The sequence below is a fragment of the Flavobacterium sp. ACAM 123 genome (assembly GCF_000264055.1).
Taxonomy (GTDB): domain Bacteria; phylum Bacteroidota; class Bacteroidia; order Flavobacteriales; family Flavobacteriaceae; genus Flavobacterium.
In genome coordinates this window covers 1-18342 of sequence record NZ_AJXL01000078.1, presented here as the reverse complement: position 1 = coordinate 18342, position 18342 = coordinate 1, and the positions used below count along the sequence as shown (strand labels likewise).

The window sequence follows — 18342 nt, the reverse complement described above, 5'->3', positions numbered from 1 at the left end:
GATACTTCTACTTACGCTTGTAACCGGTTCATTTTTTTTTGAACTTGGATCCATTAAAGGTACAATCAGCTATAATTCGAATATCAAGGGTTATACGGCCCACCGAAAAAAAGAAAACACAAACTATAAATTGAAAAATAACAAAAGAAATTATGGAACAGATAGAATTTAAAGCATTTGTAGTTACAGAAAAAGAAGGGACTTATATTAGAGAAGTAAAATCAAAATTAGTAAGTGATTTACCCGAAGGTGATTTATTGATTAAGGTTCATTACTCGTCCCTAAACTATAAGGATGCCCTTTCGGCAAGTGGGAATAAAGGGGTTACCCGAAAATATCCACATACGCCAGGAATCGATGCCGTTGGTATAGTCGTGTCTTCGAAAACAAAAAAATTCAAGGCTGATGATAAAGTGATTGTTACGAGTTATGATTTGGGAATGAACACAGACGGCGGCTTTGGCCAATATATTAGTGTACCTGAAAATTGGGCTGTTAAGTTACCCGAGAACCTCAGCATGAAGGAGGCTATGATATTAGGAACAGCAGGATTAACCGCAGGAATGTCTGTACTAAGACTCATTGAAGCAATAAAACCAGAGGACGGAGAAATCGTAGTTTCAGGCGCCACTGGAGGTGTGGGTGCCTTAAGCGTTGCTATTTTAAAGAAGTTAGGATATAGAGTTGCTGCAATTACAGGAAAAGAAACAGCACGTGATTATTTAATGAATCTAGGAGCTGAAACTATTATCATGCGAAATGAGTTTGAATCATTCGACAATAAACCGCTTTTAAAACCTGCTTTTGCCGGAGGTATAGATACTGTAGGAGGCGTTATTCTAGAAAACATCTTAAAATCGACGAGACCAATGGGAATCATAACTTGTTGTGGTAATGTAGCCTCACCAAAAATTGATTTAACTGTTTTTCCTTTTATTCTTAGAGGTCTAAGTTTAATCGGAATTGATTCACAGAATTATCCTATGAAAGATAGAGAACAGGTGTGGAATAAATTAGCTAAAGATTGGAAGCCAGACAATTTGGATACAATAGCTACTGAAATAACTTTAGACGAATTATCTGAAAAAATTGATTTAATGCTCGATGGAAAGCTAAAAGGAAGAACTATTTTAAACATGGAATTGTAAAAATTTAAAAATCCAAGTAGCGTTTATTTATTTCCAAATCGCTACCGATCGCAAAAAAGTTAGTACAAAATGAAAGGAACTACAACACTCTAAAAATTATCGGATAAGCATCCAAACTACTTTAGAAATTGATTTGAATTAGATTCTGTCAGCAAGTGAGATGCCACCGCTAGATGAGTCTCATTTGCCTGTGAAAACTACTTCTAGACAAAACTACAACTAGTATCCGCCAAACATATTAACAAAAATATAAAACAACATCGATGAAAAACAGGCAACAAATAATTCTAGTTATCATACTGTTCTTTGCTTGCACCATATACAGTCAGCAAAAAGTTATTGGTGTAAACTGGAAAAAATCTACTGTGGATAAGGATTTTGATATAACCAAAATCTTTAATAAAGAAACAGGACTCAAAATTTCCAATAAAGAGTTTGAAATTCTCGTTCAACAAAATCCAAATTTATTTTTGGAACGAGAAATCGATAAAGCTGGAAATGTGATACGGTACTTGTACGACAATAATAATCCAAATGGTAAAAATAATCTTTCTACAAACTCTGACACATCCACAATGGAGCCGTTTCCAAATTTCAATTTAACCACGCTTAGCGGAACGAAAATAGAACTTTCTAAACTGAACGGAAAAATAGTCATCCTAAGATTTGAACTTTCGGCTACTGATTTTCATTTTAAAAAACAAGAAATTGAGGAGCTTGACGAACAAATAAACGCACTAGAAAACAAAAATGCGGTGAAAGCCATTATTATCTTTCAATGTTCCGAAAGTGATGTACGAAAAGGTTTTGACCTCGAGAATTCGAATTTTGAATTAGTTGCCAACGGACAAAATTTTATGGATAAATATGGTATATCTCGTTATCCATATACCTTGCTAATCGACCAAAAAGGAAATCTCATTGCGGAATATTCACATTCAGAGGATATTATTTTAAAAGAACAACTTAATAAATAATACTACTGTAAAACTCTTCTGGCACAAGTATCCGTTTTGTGTTCGAAAATACTTTGAAATCAAGAACGGCAGCAAAATCGATTTTTGTTGCCATTCTTGTTTATATTTGTAAATACAAAATCACAATTTAGTAGATCAAACTATGATTACAAAAGCAACAGCAGCAGACGTTTCAGGCTTAAATAAATTAATCAACTCCGGATATCGCGGCGAATATTCCAAAAAAGGATGGACAACAGAAGCCAACATATTAGTAGGTAGCCGAACCAATGAAGCCGAACTAGAGGAAATCATTAGGGATAGCAAAAACACGATGCTAAAGTTTACAGAGAACGACCGGATCATAGGCTGTGTTTTATTAGTAGAAAAAGAAAAGCAATTGTATTTAGGAATGCTGACGGTTTCACCAGAATTGCAAAATAGCGGCCTTGGAAAAAAATTATTGCAAGAGGCAGAAATTCATGCTCAGGCATTAGGCCTACGCAAAATTGTAATGACAGTCATTTCGATTCGGGAAGAACTAATCGCCTGGTATAAACGCCACGGTTATATTGACAACGGAGAAAAAGAGCCTTTTCCAGTGGGTGATGTTCATATTTCAATCGTAGAACAGCCTTTGGAATTTATTGTTTTAAGAAAAAAAAATAGCATAATTTTTACATACTAAAATAAGTGGTCGTGGTTAATCCAAACGAAATGACCTGAAATTTAATTTTACCTTTAATAATGAAAGGTCGTATCAGACTTTAGCGAGGCAATTCATGCTATTTCCTCATGTACCGCTATAGTTTGTCTTTACTTACTACAACACCATATCTTCAAAAAGTCGTTGTGTTGTTTGTTCTAAATCATCACATAATCCCGGGTGTGGTCTTGAGGTTTGAATCACAGAGCTGCGAAGCGCGGTTAACCAACGGAAACGTGATGGAATATCAAATTGCGCTATGGGTCCGCCCTGCTTCGTTCCGTGTGCAATTTTATGGAAAGACGCCAAATTTAACTGCAGTTGTTCCAAATCTAAATCGCCGGAAAACAATTGCATCTTCCCCACATCAATGGTATAAAGCATCTTTATGAACTTCGCTTTTTTGCAAAAAATAATGATTCCCACATTGAGGAACTCCTCACGCTCTACCCTAGGCACAACACGGATTACCGAGTACTCATATAAGTGTTTCTCTTGCATTTTGGGCTTCTTTAATGAAAATTTGAGAATGGTTCAGGCGCATCGATAAAAACTGAAGATAGACTTCGCGAACTGCCTCAGGGCTTTGGTCCGTATCTTGCCAGTCCAGCCATTCCTCAGGAATAAGGTCAACTATCGCCTGCAGTGTTTCTGGCGTCAAAATCGTTTTGAATAAAGTGTCTGCTTCTTGCAACATCGAAGCTTGTGGCAACAGAACATGGTCTTTAATAAGCGCAAACGGGCTTTGGGCATGCTTCTCCCAATTCGTCCACGAATGATGAAAATAAAGACTGGCGCCATGATCGATAAGCCATAGCTCTTTGTGCCAGATCAACATATTGGTATTCCTGAAAGTTCGATCTACGTTAGTGATAAAAGCATCCAGCCATACAATTTGAGAAGCCAGTATAGGGTTGACAATAGTAACTACAGGATCAAAATTAATAGCTCCTGAAAGGAAATGAAGAGCCAAATTCAGGCCTTGGCTGCCTTGCAATAAATCTTGGATTTCCTCATCGGCTTCCGTGCGACCAAAAGCTTCATCGAGATTTGCATATACCAACTCTGGAATCTGTAACTTTAAAACACGGGCAATCTCCCCTCCTATCAATTCGGCGATTAAAGCTTTCACGCCATGACCCGCTCCCTTAAATTTAAGGACGTATTTAAAATCATCATCGGCTTCCGCCAAAGCAGGCAAGGAACCGCCTTCTCGCAAAGGGCTAATGTAGCGCGTTACATTTACAGTTCGTAGATTAAAGTTGTTATTCATATTCGGAATTTACTAGGGTACAAACTTACAAATTAGTTCTCTCGATTTTACTGCAATGTCTAATTAATGCTAACTGCAAAGAGATACTCTGTAATACTGATTTCCAAATAAAACAATTTTATAACAAGAAATAGACTATATTCGAATAACCTTAAAAAACCACCAATGCGAAAAAGTATCTTCCTCTTGCTAATTTTAGTTTTTTCTTCCTTCACAACTTCCGCGGAAACAATAACCATTTCAGGACAGATTACAAATACGGAGAACGGGACAATCACCATAAAAGGAGCATCTTTCGATAAAGAAATCAAGTTAGATGCTGATGGCACATTTGCAGAAAACATAACAATTGCCTACGATGGGATTTATAGTCTTGAAACTGGTAAAAACACGATACCTCTTTATTTATCAAAGGGAACAAAACTAAGTCTTAGTGCTGACGACAAAACATTTCTTTCCTCTCTAAAATATAGTGGAAAAGGAAGCGTAGAAAATCAATATCTTGCAAATAAAGCTATTATAACTTCTCAAATTACAGATAAAGAACTATATAAATTGGATGAAACTGAGTTCCTAAACAAGCTTACTGAAATCAAAAAATCCATTACTATTTTTTACAAAAAAATAAAGTTTTCTGACAGCTATTACCAAGAAAAAGAAGCTATAAACATTTATTACTTTGAGCAAAAACACTTGTTTTATTATAAAAATTACCGCTCATATTTAACTGGTTTGAGAGATATTAAAGTTTCTGATCAATTTCCTAAGCTTGACGATTCAATTGATTTAGATAATGAAACTGATTATTTATTTTCAAATGAGTACAAGCTTATTGCAATAGATAGATTCAATGAAAATCTTAGGGAAAACAGCACGAGCTTAAATACGGAAACAAAAAAAATACAAAATATAAAAGCACTTAAAAGTCAAAGTCTTAAAAATCAGTTGATTAAAAATAATATTTATGATATTACTACTGAAAATCCAAACTACAAAAATAGCTATACCGCATACATTTCAATTACAAATGACCCAGAATTAATTAAAAACCTTACTGTTTTTTATAACAATGCAAAAGCAGTAGAAATGGGTAAACCCTCACCGAAATTCGATTATGAAAACCATAAAGGCGGAAAAACGTCCTTAGAAAGCCTAAAGGGTAAATATGTTTATATTGATATTTGGGCGACATGGTGTGGGCCTTGCCGACAGGAAATACCATCCCTACAAAAAGTAGAAGAACAATATAAAGATAAAAATATTGTATTTGTCAGTATTTCAATTGATGCAGAAAAAGATCATGACAAATGGAGCAAATTTGTTACCGAAAAGAAATTAGGAGGAATTCAATTATTGGCAGATAAAGCATTAGATTCCGAATTTATTCAAGCATATGGTATTACGGCAATTCCTAGATTCATTCTTATTGATCCAAATGGCAATATTGTAAATTCCCAAGCACCTCGACCTTCAGAAACGGCATTAATTGATTTATTCAACACATTGAAAATCTAAATTTATTTTTAGGATTTTGCCTCGGTAATTGTCAAATATGCCTTTCCTATATTCGAAATAATATCAGAAGCGATAAAGGACTGAGTTCCCGTTTCAGGTAAAGCGATATCCGCCGTAAGTCCGTGCAGGTAAACACCAAAAATAGCTGCATCTAGCGGCTCATAAGCTTGTGCCACTAAACTTGTAATTATTCCCGTTAAGACATCTCCGCTTCCGGCTGTCGCCAAAGCTGCATTTCCTGTAGTATTTCGGTATACAGTTTCGGCATCAATGATATGTGTTGGCGCTCCTTTCATAACCACAATCACGTCGTAATGCAGCGAAAAGGCAATCGTTTTCTCGAACTTTTCTTCCTCTGAATCCCATTCCCCAATCAGTCGTTCTAGTTCTTTGGGATGCGGGGTCAGAATCGCTTTCGACGGCAACAAAGTAAGCCAAGATCTATTTTTTGCCAAAATATTCAAAGCATCGGCGTCTATTACTAATGAAATAGTATTGGTTATTAGGAATTCATGTAGTGCTTTTTGCGTTGGTTCCTCCTGCCCGATTCCCGGACCGATAGCGATGGCTTGTGGCACGATCTCGAATGTAATCGCCGAGAGGTTTTTTTTTTCCAGATCTGTTAAAACCATGACTTCAGGAATGGCTATTTGTACAATTTGGTATCCACATTTAGGAACAAAAGCAGTAACCAATCCGCAGCCTGTTTTTAAAGCCCCCTTTGCAGCAAGGACTGCCGCCCCAATTTTGCCATAACTTCCCGCAATAATTAACGCATGCCCTTGGATGCCTTTGTGCGTTTGGCTGTCAATAGGTCGGTAGCGTTTAAGAATTTCTTTTTGGTCAACATGTATTGGATTCATCTTAGGATTTCTTTGTTTAAAAATACGATTTATATCTGACAATTATTGGTGCCCAAATGCGCCCTATTTCATTATTCCTCGCAATAATCAGATAGCGAACCAAAATCAGATTTTTGTACAACAATGTTATTGGAACTTAATTAAGATAAGGTAGGAAAATCAATTTTTCTTTTTTCCTCAACTCGTTTTCCCAATCTAAGACACAACTGATTCTGAAATTAATTTGAAACTGAAATTATTTCTTACAAATATGCTCAAACAGTACTTAATATTATTTTAAAAAACAATACATTAGTGTTTCCAAAATTACTATCAAAAACAGACGAACCATCTCATGAAAAAAACATTATTTTTACTACTCTTAATTGGGTTTATAAGTCATTCGTATGCCCAACAAAGCATTTCCGAAACTAAAGCCTCAAAAGCGGTTTCCAAAGAGGAAAAACCTTCTCCCGCTAACCTAGTATTCAATCCCGATGAAAATGTAGTTACTGAACATACAACTACTATAAAAGGGCAAAAAATCTCTTATAAAGCAACAACGGGTACCATGCCCGTATGGGATGAAGATGGTAAAGCAATTGCGGGACTATTTTATACCTACTATGAACGGTCTGATGTCAAAGATCGTGCTTCGCGTCCCTTAGTAATTTCTTTCAATGGAGGTCCTGGCTCTGCGTCTGTTTGGATGCATATTGCCTATACAGGTCCTAGTTTATTGAATATAGATGATGAAGGATATCCATTACAACCTTATGGAATAAAAGAAAACCCCTATTCTATTTTAGATGTTGCTGATATCGTTTTTGTAAATCCTGTTAACACTGCCTATTCCAGAGCAACAAGTAAAGAAATACCAAAGACTGAATTTTTTGGTATCAACGCAGATATTAAATACTTAGCCAATTGGATTGGTAGCTTTGTAACGCGCACGAACCGTTGGGCTTCGCCTAAATACCTTATCGGCGAAAGCTACGGTACCACTCGTGTTTCCGGTTTGGCGTTAGAATTACAAAACAAGAAATGGATGTACCTTAATGGAGTCATATTAGTTTCCCCAACAACATTAGGAATCGCCCGTGGAGTGGCAGCCGATGGGGCACTTAAATTACCTTATTTTGCAGCTACAGCATGGTACCATAAAATGCTTCCTCCTGATTTACAAAATAAAGATTTGATGGATATCTTACCCGAAGTGGAAGACTTTACTATTAATGAACTTCTTCCAGCATTAAGCAAAGGTGGCTCTCTTGACGAAAGTAAAAGAAAAGAAATGGCTGCTAAAATAGCTCGCTATTCTGGGATTTCAGAAAAGGTAGTGATGCAAAACAACCTAGATGTTCCTTATAATTATTTCTGGAAAGAATTGCTACGTGACCAGGGATTTACTGTGGGAAGATTAGATTCCCGCTACAAAGGGATTGACCGCAAGAACGCAGGTGATAGTCCTGATTTTAATGCTGAATTGACCTCTTGGCTTCATTCTTTTACTCCAGCGATCAATATGTATATTCGCAATAATTTGAATTATAAAACAGATTTTAAATACAATATGTTTGGTCCCGTGCGTCCTTGGGATAACTCTAATGATGCAACCGGTGAAAATCTACGTCAGGCTATGGCACAAAATCCTTATTTGAATGTCATGGTTCAGTCCGGATATTACGATGGGGCTTGTGATTATTTTAATGCAAAATACAATTTATGGCAAATGGATCCCAGCGGTAACCTAAAAGATCGAATAAGCTGGAAAGGCTACCGAAGTGGGCACATGATGTATTTAAGAAAACAAGATCTAGAAACTGCTAATGAGGATATTAGAAGCTTTATAAAACAGTCACTGCCTAAAGTGGGAGAACCTGCAAAATATTAATATCAATTAAACCTTACCGTTTACGCTCTTTGTCAAAGTTATTATCAACCCGATAAAAACTTTGACAAAGGTCAAAACGAAAATAATTCCTTTCTTTCTTGCAGCAAAGTGAATCGTTAAAACAAATAGAATTGAGCAAACAAATGCCCTAGCCCAGATAGAAATGGAAAGCCCACAGTCGAGCCATTTTTGGCGAGGCGAGGACTTGAAATGGATAGCTGGAATTAGCTCCTACGAAAAATCAGGCTCAATGCAGCAAAAGCTATTTCTTTTATCACTGCTGGAATGCGAAAACGTTTGAATCAATTTCTCTATGACTTTGCCACTTCATAAAAAATCAATAAATTAGCCACTTAAAATTTTATATCAAAATCACCATGAAAAATACTGCGCTGACGCACATACACGAGAGTTTGGGAGCAAAAATGCTTCCGTTTGCTGGGTACAATATGCCTATTTTATATGAAGGAGTAAATACAGAACATGAAACGGTTCGTAATGCAGTGGGTGTTTTCGATGTTTCACACATGGGGGAATTCTTTATTTCAGGACCAAATGCCCTGACATTAATTCAAAAAGTGACTTCTAATGATGCAGCAACATTGACCGTAGGCAAAGCGCAATATTCTTGTTTACCAAACGATAAAGGCGGCATCGTAGATGATTTGCTTATTTACAAATTAAAAGAGGAGGAATATTTACTAGTTGTCAATGCGTCTAATATCGATAAAGATTGGGATTGGATTTCGTCTCATAATGACGTGAAAGCAGAAATGAAAAACGTTTCAGACGATTATTCATTATTGGCGATTCAAGGGCCTAAAGCCGTTGAAGCGATGCAAGCTTTATCTTCTGTTGATTTAGCTGCCATCAAATACTATCATTTTGAAGTAGCTGATTTTGCCGGGCTTGACGATGTTATTATCTCTGCTACGGGTTACACCGGTTCAGGAGGTTTTGAAATTTATTGTAAAAATGCAGACGCCGAACAAATCTGGAATAAAGTTTTTGAAGCTGGAGCGGCGCACGGAATCAAACCAATCGGTTTAGCGGCACGGGATACCTTGCGTCTAGAAATGGGTCTCTGTCTATATGGTAATGATATTAACGACACGACTTCTCCACTGGAGGCAGGATTGGGGTGGATTACTAAATTCACTAAAGAATTTACCAACTCCGAGAACTTAAAAAAACAAAAAGAAGAGGGAGTTACCAGAAAATTAGTTGCTTTTGAAATGCAAGAACGTGCAGTACCTAGACATGATTATGAAATCGTAGACGGAACTGGAGCTGCAATAGGGATTGTAACTTCAGGAACTATGTCTCCATCAATGAACAAAGGAATTGGATTGGGTTACGTGACTGTTGCTAACAGTGCAGTGGATCACGAAGTCTATATCCGTATCAGAAAAAATGACGTTCCTGCCAAAGTGGTAAAATTACCTTTCTACAAGAAATAAAATAACATATATTCTTTAACTGCTAATTCGCTTATTTTTAATAACAGTCCTCAGGGTGTTTTTAAAAATAAGTAGGTTAGCGGTTTTTTTTTATTGATCTTTCCCTAATTCTTACATTAATTTTTCATTTAAATAGATGTCTAAAATTAGCTGAAATACAGCGCTTTACGTAACTTTATGTTTCAAAAAAATTTAGTTGCTTTTTAACTTTTTTTGAAACACAGAAAGTGGTGATGAAAAAAATTTCACTTGCCTTCATCCTGACCGCATTTTCGCTATTTGCCCAAAATGATGCTCAAAGATGTGTACTCCTGACTAAAATAAATGCACTTATTCGAAGCGAACTTGTGCAACCAAAACCAATAGACGATAGTTTATTGGTTTTTGTGTTTAATTTCTTTCTTGACGCCTTAGATCCCTCCAGAATTGTTATCCTGAAATCAGAATACGAATCACTTTCCCTTAAATACCGTTTGAACCTCGATGACTTTATCCTTAGAAATGATTGTTCTTTCCTCTCGGATATTGTTGCTGTATTCAAGGAAGGGCTTTTGCGAAACAAAGCTTTATTAAAAAAGATGAAGACTGACACAATCGACTACAACAAAAAGATACGATTCGGTTTTACAAAAAAGTATTTCCATTTTATCTGGAAGAAAGTCAAGTCGAAAGAGTCTGGAGAAAAAAAATAAAATATGAAATACTGGATGACATAGTTTCCCAAAACAGTAATTTGGACTCCGTAATAACTGTGTTTTCTGCACTAGAATCAGCCTCAAAAAAACGAATCATAGAAAATGAAATATGTAAAATAAATTCGATTCTACAGCAAAAATTCGATTTTGAAGAAAATTTATTCAATCATTTTTGCGGTTATTTCGGTCCACATACCGCTTACTTTCACATGGATTCCAAATCGAGTTTTATGTCTTCTTTGTCAAAAGAGCAACTTTCGTTAGAGTTGAACGTATCTTTGAACGATCGCAATGAAATTATAGTACTCACACTCGGTCCTAATGATCCTGCATTTCAAACAGGAGTAATAAAAAAAGGAGATCAAATCATTTCTATTTCCAACCTAAAACAAACATTGCAGGTTTCTTGTGCCACTGTAGAAGCGATTTCGAATATGATTCTTTCGGATGCCAATAAAAAAATCATGCTGACATTAAGAAGAAGCTCCAGTAAATATTTTGAATTAGTTGTGGAAAAAAAACTCTTAAAAGACGAGGGAAATACGGTTTACAGTTTTATAGTCGACCATAAAAAACGAAGATACGGCTATGTTAAAATCCCAAGTTTCTATGCTGATTTTGAAGGAAACAGCGTCAAAGGCTGTGCTGAGGATGCTGCACTAGAAGTATTGAAACTTCTGAAAAATTCCATGCAAGGCATTATTATTGATTTAATGGACAACGGTGGCGGGTCAATCGAAGAGGCTATAAAATTAGCAAGGATGTTTATCGATTATGACCCTATCTCTATTATATTGAATAACAAAAACGTGCAAACTATTATACATGACCCTTATCCTGGAGTGACTTACAATAATCCGTTAGTGATACTGATAAACGAGAATTCTGCTTCAGCAAGTGAGTTTTTTGCTTCCGCATTACAAGACTACAATCGGGCGCTGCTGTTGGGAAGCGCAACTGTAAGTAAGGCGACCATGCAATCCATAATGTCATTAGAACCTAATGATGTCGAAAACTTTGTAAAAGTCAGCATTAATAAATTTTATCGAGTTACCGGAAAAAGCAACCAAGCAACGGGAATTGTTCCCAATGTGATGGTTCCAGAAATTTATGAAAGTATTTATCCTAAAGAGAAAAACAACGCCACTGCTTTTAAAAACGATTGTATTGCAACTCCTCTAATTTTTAAACGCCACATGAAAAATAGCGCCATGGCAAAAATCGCAAAAAGAAGCACTGACAGGATTGATTCTAATTCGTATTTCAATAAAACGAAAGAATTCAATAAAGAAATTAACGATTTAATCGATACGCCAAAATTAGCACAACTAGTGAATATGGACTCCGCAATTAAAAGTCAGTCTGAAATCAGGAGGAGATGGGAGGAAATTAAGGAGCTCGACACAAAAAGTATTAATTTGTTGCTCAATAATTATCTGTTGACCGTTAATCCATTGGACAAAGCAAACAATAAATTTCATTTGGAAGTCTTAAAAAAAACCACTACTTAAAGGAAGCGATATTGATAATTGATGATTTTAATGTAGCAAAAAAATAATGGAAGGGGAATTTCGACCTAATTTAATAAAAAGAAAAGAACAGGGTTTTGGTATAAATAAGGAATAACTGTATTTTTGTAGTAAATTATAATAAATAAGAAATGGGAAGAGCGTTTGAATTCAGAAAAGGAAGAAAAATGAAACGTTGGTCAGCAATGGCTAAAGCATTTACAAGAATTGGAAAAGACATCGTAATGGCCGTAAAGGAAGGTGGACCCAATCCTGATGCCAATTCGCGATTAAGAGCCGTTATCCAGAATTCAAAGGCAGCCAATATGCCAAAAGAAAATGTAGAACGCGCCATAAAAAAAGCAACGGATAAAGATACCGCTGATTATAAAGCAGTTTTGTTTGAAGGTTATGCCCCTCATGGGATTGCACTTTTAATTGAAACGGCTACCGACAATAACAATAGAACTGTTGCCAATGTTAGAAGTTATTTCAATAAATGCAACGGGACATTAGGAACACAAGGCTCTGTTGAATTTATGTTTGACCACACCTGTAACTTCCGCATTCCGGCCGACGGTCTTGACCCAGAAGAATTAGAACTAGAGTTAATTGATTTTGGTGCTGAAGAGGTTTTTGAAGATGAAGACGGGATATTAATTTATGGGGCTTTTACTAGTTTTGGAACTATCCAAAAGGAACTTGAAAATCGCAATTTAGAGATCCTTTCGTCTGGCTTTGAAAGAATTCCTCAAATCACTAAAAAACTAACAGAAGATGAAATGGCCGATGTAGAAAAATTGATTGAAAAAATGGAAGAAGATGATGACGTGATGAACGTATATCATTCCATGGAAGAAGCATAAAACTCCATCCTGACTATATTTAAAACTCTAGCTTTGGCTGGAGTTTTTTGTTTCAAATTCTATAATATAAAATTACCACCCATGTTATTCCTTATTTTAAGCATTTTATGTAGCGTTACTGTTGGAGTTATTTTTAAAGTATCTCGCAACTACAACATCAGCGTTATCCAAATTGTCAGCTGGAATTATCTCTTTGCATTAGTATTGTGTTTCTTTACCTTCAGTCCGGACTTAAACGCTATAGATCGCACTGCGCCATGGTCTATTTATATTACGCTGGGAATTTTGCTACCTTCCATATTTATATTTTTAGCTGCCTCCATAAAACATATGGGAATCGTGAAGACAGATGCGGCCCAGAGGCTTGCGTTATTCATACCACTGCTTGCAGCCTGGCTAATTTTTAACGAAGATTTCAATCTGTTAAAGATTACAGCCTTTTTAATAGGCTTTCCTGCCCTATTGCTGATTCTTTCAAAACCGGCCACTAACACCAATAATAAATGGATGTATCCTGCTGCAGTTCTAGCTGGATTTGGAGTCATAGACATCCTTTTTAAACAAATCGCTCTATACACCAGCCTTCCATTTACGAGTTCGTTATTTGTGATTTTCGCAATAGCCCTAACGCTAATGATTGTGGCCATTTTGTATGACGTTATGGTACGAAAAACAAGATTAACCCCCATCAATATTCTTTTTGGCGGATTGGTAGGTGCTTTTAACTTTGGTAACATCCTGTTTTATCTAAAAGCGCATCAAGCTTTTGCCGATAATCCTTCGACTGTTTTTGCAGCAATGAATATGGGTGTTATTATTTTGGGAAGTCTTTTGGGCATTCTCGTTTTTAAAGAAAAAATGAGTAAGCGAAACTATGTGGGTCTTGCATTGGCATTAGTTTCTATTGTATTAATTGCCCTTTCGCAAATGGATGTTTAGAATGCTGTTTTTATGGCTGTGGCCAAAGTAGATTGAAAAGCCTTATTTTCAATTTTAACTACTCTAGGAGTTATGCAACTTTAAAAGTTGGCCAACGGATGAAACGAATTTTAACGCATTATCACTGATTAGAATTACGAAAAATCCGTTTATATCAGTGTCATCCGTGGCTTTTATTTTTGAGTATGTATTAGCTGACACATAGATTTATTACTATCAAGCGCGTCTTTGTTGTTCATCTTTAATGATGCAACGCACATCTAATTTTTTTTATTTAGTTTACGGGCACGGAATGCAATTCCGCGCTATCAAAGGATAATTGTGGAGATATATCCGAGCTGGGGCATGCAATGTATTTAGGAAAGGCTGTTACCCAGTAGCTTTTTTTACTCCGCTAATCTATTTTCAATATCCATTCTTTCGTATAAAACTCTAACGACTTCAATTTCATTTTTCTTATCTTTTTTGAAGAAAATTAAATGTGATTTTACTTTTGAATATTTATATGATTTTCTAATGTTTTCGGAGTCACGAGCCATCTCAAAATTAGCTACGATATATTCAATTTCGTCAATAATTAAGTTATAATATCTATCTGCTTGTTCAACAGACCAATTTTCTGCCGTATAAATCCAAATGTTGTTAATATCTTCTAACGCCTTTTCACTAATTATATACGCTGACATTATTTTTGAAAATTAGCTTTTAGCGTTTCTAGATTTATATCGCGGTCAAAATTTCTAATTTTACTACTCTTTTCTCCAATTTTTAATTCATTGATAAGAGATTTTGTTTTATTTTCTTCTTGCTCAAAAACTCTCAAAGCAGTTCTAACAACTTCACTTACTGAACTATACTTTCCTGTAGAAATTTGTTCATTAATAAAATTTTCAAAATAGTCTCCTAATAATATCGATGTATTACGTGCCATAATTTTTTTTCAAAGATACCAATAATTGGTATTAAATTTAAAAATTTTCATTTTTTACGAAAAAGTTAACGCTAACGTTTTGACTTTGTGTTGCATATTTTGCCCAAACGTTTTGTAAAAATACGGCATTATGGTTTTTTAAGTATCACTTGAAAACGGGAGAAATTACAGGTTATACAAGAAAAACTAAAGGTGAAGGTACTGGAAAAAGTAGAGAAGAAGACTTTTTTACCCAAATGTCCTTGTTGCAAAACAGGCAATTTGCATAGAATAGCCGTTTTTGACCAGCGCGGTCCGCCTGCTTGGTATCTTGGCGATAGCCAAAGTGCAAGTTCCTGTGAAAGTTAGCTTTGTGGGTAAGGTATTTTATGAGGAAATGTGAAGAAAATAAAGATAAAAACCACTCTCATTATACGACAAAAAAAAGAGGATACTAAATCCTCTTGAATTATCAAAGCTTCAATAACGACATCCCCTTAAGAACAGACTATCAAACGGTTCCGTTCAACCGCGGGTTGATTGTTGGCTTTTCAAGCTTAACGAATCTTTACCTGTTGGCTACAATACTTCTTTAATCCACAAAGGTTTCCTTTATAATTACTTTAGTCCTTTTAATTTCTGTAGTGTTTAATTTGCCTAGCACGTTTATAATTCTTTTTTTTTCTACTGTTCTAATTTGGTCTATTGCTATCATTCCTTTTTTTTCATTATGATTTACAGGAATTCTCGTTGGATACACTTTTATACTTGAAGTCATGGGAGCAATAATAATAGTGTTTAAATGTTTATTCATTTCATTTGGAGAAACGATTACGCAAGGCCTCGTTTTTTGTATTTCGCTTCCTAATGTGGGATCAAGGTTTACTAAAACTATTGAATATTGCGCTAATTCCATTCTTCGAAATTTTCATCATTAAAAACGTCGTTCATTAACATTTTATCATCCCCTTCTTTGCTCATTTTTTCAAATGCTGTTTCCCAATTTTGTCTTGGTACTTCGACTGGTTTAATAATTATCTGTCCCTCTTCAAGTATGATTTCTACTTTGTCCTTAATATTATATTTCTCTAAAATGGTTTTGCTTAAACGTAACCCTTTTGAATTTCCAATTTTTATTATTGCAGTTTCCATAATTTATTGTTTTATGTTATTACAAAGTAACTACATTAATAGTTAATATAAAAATTTTTGGATATTTTTTTCCTTTTGTCGTCTACTTATGGCTATTTCACAAAGGTATGTGGCGCGTAATTACTTATTTTTCGGCTTACTCAAACTTGATGCGAAACGATAATTCCACTAAATTCCAGCTATATCAAAATGGCTGTTGGCAGATCGGGCGTTTTTTCTAGTTTCGTGTTTTGAAAAAAGCGTATATTTAGAGAATCCTTTTAAAAAATTTTCTAAATTCCGCTTTTACATTTAAAATTTGTTTTCAGCCTTCTTGTTTAATTACAATTACCACCACAGTCAATTGCATTTTGATAATCTTCAAGACTAATTATGTAAGTTTCTGTTCGTTCATCACTAAATATTGGATTAAAAATATTTCTAGGTTGATTAAAACATTGATTCGTTTCTGTGCATCCTTGATAAATTATTTTCTTATAATTATTAAAAGTAATTTCAATATGAGTTAAATTATTTTGATTGGAACCTGAAAAAAGTATAGCATCCATTACCAGTCCTCCTGTATATGGAGGCTGATCTGTGTATACTTTATTAAATTTCTCATCATTATTTATTGTTATTTTGTACTTTACATCTTTCTTCCCACTAAAATAAGGAATCATTTCTATTATTACACCTGAATTATTGGTAATAGTGTAATTGTATTTTCTGTCTTCACCTTGTTCCGTGCATCTGCTAAAAAGGAGAACTATAAATATAAATAATATATTTTTCATAATAATTAATCTTGCCAGTTATTAAAAAGTTACATAATTAAAAACGTCGCTCATTAACATTTTATCATCCCCTTCTTTGCTCATTTTTTCAAATGCTGTTTCCCAATTTTGTCATGGTACTTCGACTGGTTTAATAATTATCCGTCCCTCTTCAAGTATGATTTCTACTTTGTCCTAAATATTATATTTCTCTAAAATGGTTTTGCTTAAACGTAAACCTTTTGAATTGCCAATTTTTATTATCGCGGTTTCCATAATTCATTGTTTTGTGTTATTACAAAGTAACTACATTAATAGTTAATGTAAAAATTTTTGGATATTTTTTTCCTTTTATCGTCTACTTATGGCTATTTCACAAAGGTATGTGGCGCGTAATTACTTATTTTTCGGCTGAACCAAACTTGATGCGAGACGTTAATTCCACTAAACTCCAGCTAGTTCAAAATGGCTGTTGGCTGATGGACTTATTCTTTCATTTCAATATTTTCTACATTAAACTCTCGTTTTGGTAAATTTTTGTTCGGGATTTTTACTATTTTATTGAATGCTGGCCGTTTGTTTCCAAAATATATGTGCCATCAGAGTTTCAATTAAAATACCTCAATATTTTATCTTCTTCAGAAGTTACTATTTCTTGTATGTATTCTGCGACTTCTTCATTTCCTTGATTTATATCATCTTCCAATATGTCAATTAAAGACTTATGTGTATCTGAAGTTGGCTTTTACTAGCAATTTTTTTTATACGGTGTTATGCCACGTTCTTAATTCGGAACATTTTGTTTTTTTCTCTTTCCAAATTTAACAAACTTAAAAACCTGGAATAAGCTAAAAATAACAGGTATTGATATCAAGTTTTTATATTGTAAAAAATGCTTATTACCATATGTCAAAATTAAAACTATATATATTAAAAGTGGAACAATAGAAAATAATATAAATTTTAAAATTTTATTTTTTTCTTCGTACACACGGATTGATTGTAAATTAATGAAAGAAACTATAAAAAAGAAAATAGAGTGATATAAAATACTATTTTCAATATCAAAAAGATATAATGATATAATTAATGATGCTCCAATTAAATACAGGAATAATAAAATTAATACTTCTTTTTCATATTTCTATTTTAGTTAAAAAAATCACTCCAAGCGTCATATATTGCTATTGCAGTCGCCGCAGCTGCAGAACCAGCCCAAGCCCCAACAGCTTTACCTCCTAAAACACCTGCAACAGTTCCTGCTCCTAAAGTAACAGGACCAACAGCCAAACCTGCTACACCACCAACAACACCACCAACGACATAACCTGCAACATCAGCACCAACTATAATTGAACTTCTTGGATCATCAGATTTTGCTGAATAGCTTTTTGATAATTTAGAGTCACCGAAAATTGAAAAATCATAATTTTTCCAGAATTGGACTGAATGTTTTGCAACTGACACAGCACCTAATGCATATTTTTCTTCAGAACTCCATTCTTGCGATAAGATTAATTTTTCGTGCTTAATAATTACTTCTTCCAAAGTTTTGTAAGCTTCTTCTTCACTTGAATAACTTCTTGTTGATGTTGTATTTATATCTTCCAGTAAATTAATTGTAAATTCTTCATCTTTATTACTTGCTTTATTTTTTAATACTTCTTTTTTTAGTACATGACAAAAATATATTCTACTGATTGTCAATAAAATAAGATTAAAG

18 protein-coding genes and 3 pseudogenes are annotated in these 18342 nt (G+C 34.6%); 11 read left to right on the top strand and 10 right to left on the bottom strand.

The window, feature by feature from the left end:
- Positions 1–152 precede the first annotated feature (152 nt).
- The 3 genes from A3SG_RS0113360 to A3SG_RS0113345 all read left to right on the top strand — a co-directional run bounded on the left by A3SG_RS0113360 (position 153) and on the right by A3SG_RS0113345 (position 2792).
- Positions 153–1148: a YhdH/YhfP family quinone oxidoreductase gene (locus A3SG_RS0113360; RefSeq protein WP_016990524.1), complete on the top strand. Its 996-nt coding sequence runs from the start codon at positions 153–155 to the stop codon at positions 1146–1148.
- A 263-nt stretch (positions 1149–1411) separates the two neighbouring features.
- Positions 1412–2125, top strand: a complete 714-nt coding sequence (locus A3SG_RS0113355) for a redoxin domain-containing protein (protein WP_016990523.1) — start codon at positions 1412–1414, stop codon at positions 2123–2125.
- 142 nt (positions 2126–2267) lie between these two features.
- The gene (locus A3SG_RS0113345; protein ID WP_016990521.1) at positions 2268–2792 is read left to right on the top strand and encodes a GNAT family N-acetyltransferase; all 525 of its coding nucleotides are present in this window, start codon (positions 2268–2270) and stop codon (positions 2790–2792) included.
- A gap of 135 nt (positions 2793–2927) precedes the next feature.
- Here the strand turns inward: A3SG_RS0113345 and A3SG_RS0113340 are convergent, their stop codons facing one another.
- A complete protein-coding gene (locus A3SG_RS0113340) occupies positions 2928–3311 on the bottom strand; it encodes a DUF3037 domain-containing protein (RefSeq protein ID WP_016990520.1) in 384 nt (127 codons plus the stop codon).
- On the bottom strand, positions 3289–4083 hold the full coding sequence (locus A3SG_RS0113335) for a HipA family kinase (protein WP_016990519.1): 795 nt from the start codon (positions 4081–4083) through the stop codon (positions 3289–3291). Before A3SG_RS0113335 ends, A3SG_RS0113340 begins: the two co-directional genes overlap by 23 nt.
- 165 nt (positions 4084–4248) lie before the next feature.
- Here A3SG_RS0113335 and A3SG_RS0113330 point away from each other — a divergent pair, with 165 nt between their 5' ends.
- Entirely contained in the window at positions 4249–5598 is a 1350-nt protein-coding gene (locus tag A3SG_RS0113330; protein ID WP_016990518.1) for a TlpA family protein disulfide reductase, read from the top strand.
- Positions 5599–5606: 8 nt separating this feature from the next.
- On the opposite strand, the gene A3SG_RS0113325 is transcribed toward A3SG_RS0113330, so the two are convergent.
- Positions 5607–6461, bottom strand: a complete 855-nt coding sequence (locus tag A3SG_RS0113325) for an NAD(P)H-hydrate dehydratase (protein WP_016990517.1) — start codon at positions 6459–6461, stop codon at positions 5607–5609.
- A 334-nt stretch (positions 6462–6795) separates the two neighbouring features.
- Here A3SG_RS0113325 and A3SG_RS0113320 point away from each other — a divergent pair, with 334 nt between their 5' ends.
- The 6 genes and pseudogenes from A3SG_RS0113320 to A3SG_RS0113300 all read left to right on the top strand — a co-directional run bounded on the left by A3SG_RS0113320 (position 6796) and on the right by A3SG_RS0113300 (position 13802).
- Complete coding sequence (locus A3SG_RS0113320; RefSeq protein ID WP_016990516.1) at positions 6796–8334, top strand: S10 family peptidase; 1539 nt, start codon at positions 6796–6798, stop codon at positions 8332–8334.
- A gap of 377 nt (positions 8335–8711) precedes the next feature.
- Complete coding sequence (gcvT, locus tag A3SG_RS0113315) at positions 8712–9794, top strand: glycine cleavage system aminomethyltransferase GcvT (protein ID WP_016990515.1); 1083 nt, start codon at positions 8712–8714, stop codon at positions 9792–9794.
- 233 nt (positions 9795–10027) lie between these two features.
- Positions 10028–10638, top strand: a pseudogene (locus A3SG_RS22430) (peptidase S41); the annotation flags it as partial.
- A 60-nt stretch (positions 10639–10698) separates the two neighbouring features.
- Complete coding sequence (locus A3SG_RS19905) at positions 10699–12000, top strand: S41 family peptidase (protein WP_410500999.1); 1302 nt, start codon at positions 10699–10701, stop codon at positions 11998–12000.
- Positions 12001–12149: 149 nt separating this feature from the next.
- Complete coding sequence (locus A3SG_RS0113305) at positions 12150–12863, top strand: YebC/PmpR family DNA-binding transcriptional regulator (protein ID WP_016990514.1); 714 nt, start codon at positions 12150–12152, stop codon at positions 12861–12863.
- 81 nt (positions 12864–12944) lie between these two features.
- Entirely contained in the window at positions 12945–13802 is an 858-nt protein-coding gene (locus tag A3SG_RS0113300) for a DMT family transporter (protein ID WP_016990513.1), read from the top strand.
- 386 nt (positions 13803–14188) lie between these two features.
- On the opposite strand, the gene A3SG_RS0113295 is transcribed toward A3SG_RS0113300, so the two are convergent.
- Both A3SG_RS0113295 and A3SG_RS0113290 read right to left on the bottom strand, forming a co-directional pair.
- Entirely contained in the window at positions 14189–14488 is a 300-nt protein-coding gene (locus tag A3SG_RS0113295) for a type II toxin-antitoxin system RelE/ParE family toxin (protein WP_016990512.1), read from the bottom strand.
- A complete protein-coding gene (locus tag A3SG_RS0113290; RefSeq protein ID WP_016990511.1) occupies positions 14488–14733 on the bottom strand; it encodes a type II toxin-antitoxin system ParD family antitoxin in 246 nt (81 codons plus the stop codon). Before A3SG_RS0113290 ends, A3SG_RS0113295 begins: the two co-directional genes overlap by 1 nt.
- 84 nt (positions 14734–14817) lie before the next feature.
- On the opposite strand from A3SG_RS0113290, the pseudogene A3SG_RS21310 reads away from it, so the two are divergent.
- Positions 14818–15081, top strand: a pseudogene (locus tag A3SG_RS21310) (transposase); the annotation flags it as partial.
- A 223-nt stretch (positions 15082–15304) separates the two neighbouring features.
- Here the strand turns inward: A3SG_RS21310 and A3SG_RS0113280 are convergent.
- From A3SG_RS0113280 to A3SG_RS21900, 5 genes and pseudogenes are all read right to left on the bottom strand, one after another.
- Entirely contained in the window at positions 15305–15628 is a 324-nt protein-coding gene (locus tag A3SG_RS0113280) for a type II toxin-antitoxin system PemK/MazF family toxin (protein WP_016990509.1), read from the bottom strand.
- Positions 15619–15864 carry an AbrB/MazE/SpoVT family DNA-binding domain-containing protein gene (locus A3SG_RS0113275; protein WP_016990508.1) on the bottom strand — a complete coding sequence of 82 codons (246 nt, stop codon included), beginning with the start codon at positions 15862–15864 and terminating at the stop codon, positions 15619–15621. Before A3SG_RS0113275 ends, A3SG_RS0113280 begins: the two co-directional genes overlap by 10 nt.
- A gap of 317 nt (positions 15865–16181) precedes the next feature.
- Positions 16182–16640: a hypothetical protein gene (locus A3SG_RS0113270; RefSeq protein ID WP_016990507.1), complete on the bottom strand. Its 459-nt coding sequence runs from the start codon at positions 16638–16640 to the stop codon at positions 16182–16184.
- 21 nt (positions 16641–16661) lie between these two features.
- Positions 16662–16895, bottom strand: a pseudogene (locus A3SG_RS22425) (AbrB/MazE/SpoVT family DNA-binding domain-containing protein).
- Between the two features lie 873 nt (positions 16896–17768).
- The coding region (locus A3SG_RS21900; protein WP_035664061.1) for a hypothetical protein at positions 17769–18342 on the bottom strand (574 nt) is incomplete at its 5' end.

Bases quoted from the DNA above. Each gene is read 5' to 3' on its own strand.
- A3SG_RS0113275 (WP_016990508.1), bottom strand. From the start codon at position 15,864: ATGGAAACTGCAATAATAAAAATTGGAAATTCAAAAGGGTTACGTTTA.
- A3SG_RS0113280 (WP_016990509.1), bottom strand. From the start codon at position 15,628: ATGGAATTAGCGCAATATTCAATAGTTTTAGTAAACCTTGATCCCACA.
- A3SG_RS0113325 (WP_016990517.1), bottom strand. From the start codon at position 6,461: ATGAATCCAATACATGTTGACCAAAAAGAAATTCTTAAACGCTACCGA.
- A3SG_RS0113320 (WP_016990516.1), top strand. From the start codon at position 6,796: ATGAAAAAAACATTATTTTTACTACTCTTAATTGGGTTTATAAGTCAT.
- A3SG_RS0113300 (WP_016990513.1), top strand. From the start codon at position 12,945: ATGTTATTCCTTATTTTAAGCATTTTATGTAGCGTTACTGTTGGAGTT.
- A3SG_RS19905 (WP_410500999.1), top strand. From the start codon at position 10,699: ATGGATTCCAAATCGAGTTTTATGTCTTCTTTGTCAAAAGAGCAACTT.
- A3SG_RS0113295 (WP_016990512.1), bottom strand. From the start codon at position 14,488: ATGTCAGCGTATATAATTAGTGAAAAGGCGTTAGAAGATATTAACAAC.
- A3SG_RS0113345 (WP_016990521.1), top strand. From the start codon at position 2,268: ATGATTACAAAAGCAACAGCAGCAGACGTTTCAGGCTTAAATAAATTA.
- gcvT (WP_016990515.1), top strand. From the start codon at position 8,712: ATGAAAAATACTGCGCTGACGCACATACACGAGAGTTTGGGAGCAAAA.
- A3SG_RS0113305 (WP_016990514.1), top strand. From the start codon at position 12,150: ATGGGAAGAGCGTTTGAATTCAGAAAAGGAAGAAAAATGAAACGTTGG.
- A3SG_RS0113360 (WP_016990524.1), top strand. From the start codon at position 153: ATGGAACAGATAGAATTTAAAGCATTTGTAGTTACAGAAAAAGAAGGG.
- A3SG_RS0113335 (WP_016990519.1), bottom strand. From the start codon at position 4,083: ATGAATAACAACTTTAATCTACGAACTGTAAATGTAACGCGCTACATT.
- A3SG_RS0113340 (WP_016990520.1), bottom strand. From the start codon at position 3,311: ATGCAAGAGAAACACTTATATGAGTACTCGGTAATCCGTGTTGTGCCT.
- A3SG_RS0113290 (WP_016990511.1), bottom strand. From the start codon at position 14,733: ATGGCACGTAATACATCGATATTATTAGGAGACTATTTTGAAAATTTT.
- A3SG_RS0113355 (WP_016990523.1), top strand. From the start codon at position 1,412: ATGAAAAACAGGCAACAAATAATTCTAGTTATCATACTGTTCTTTGCT.
- A3SG_RS0113330 (WP_016990518.1), top strand. From the start codon at position 4,249: ATGCGAAAAAGTATCTTCCTCTTGCTAATTTTAGTTTTTTCTTCCTTC.
- A3SG_RS0113270 (WP_016990507.1), bottom strand. From the start codon at position 16,640: ATGAAAAATATATTATTTATATTTATAGTTCTCCTTTTTAGCAGATGC.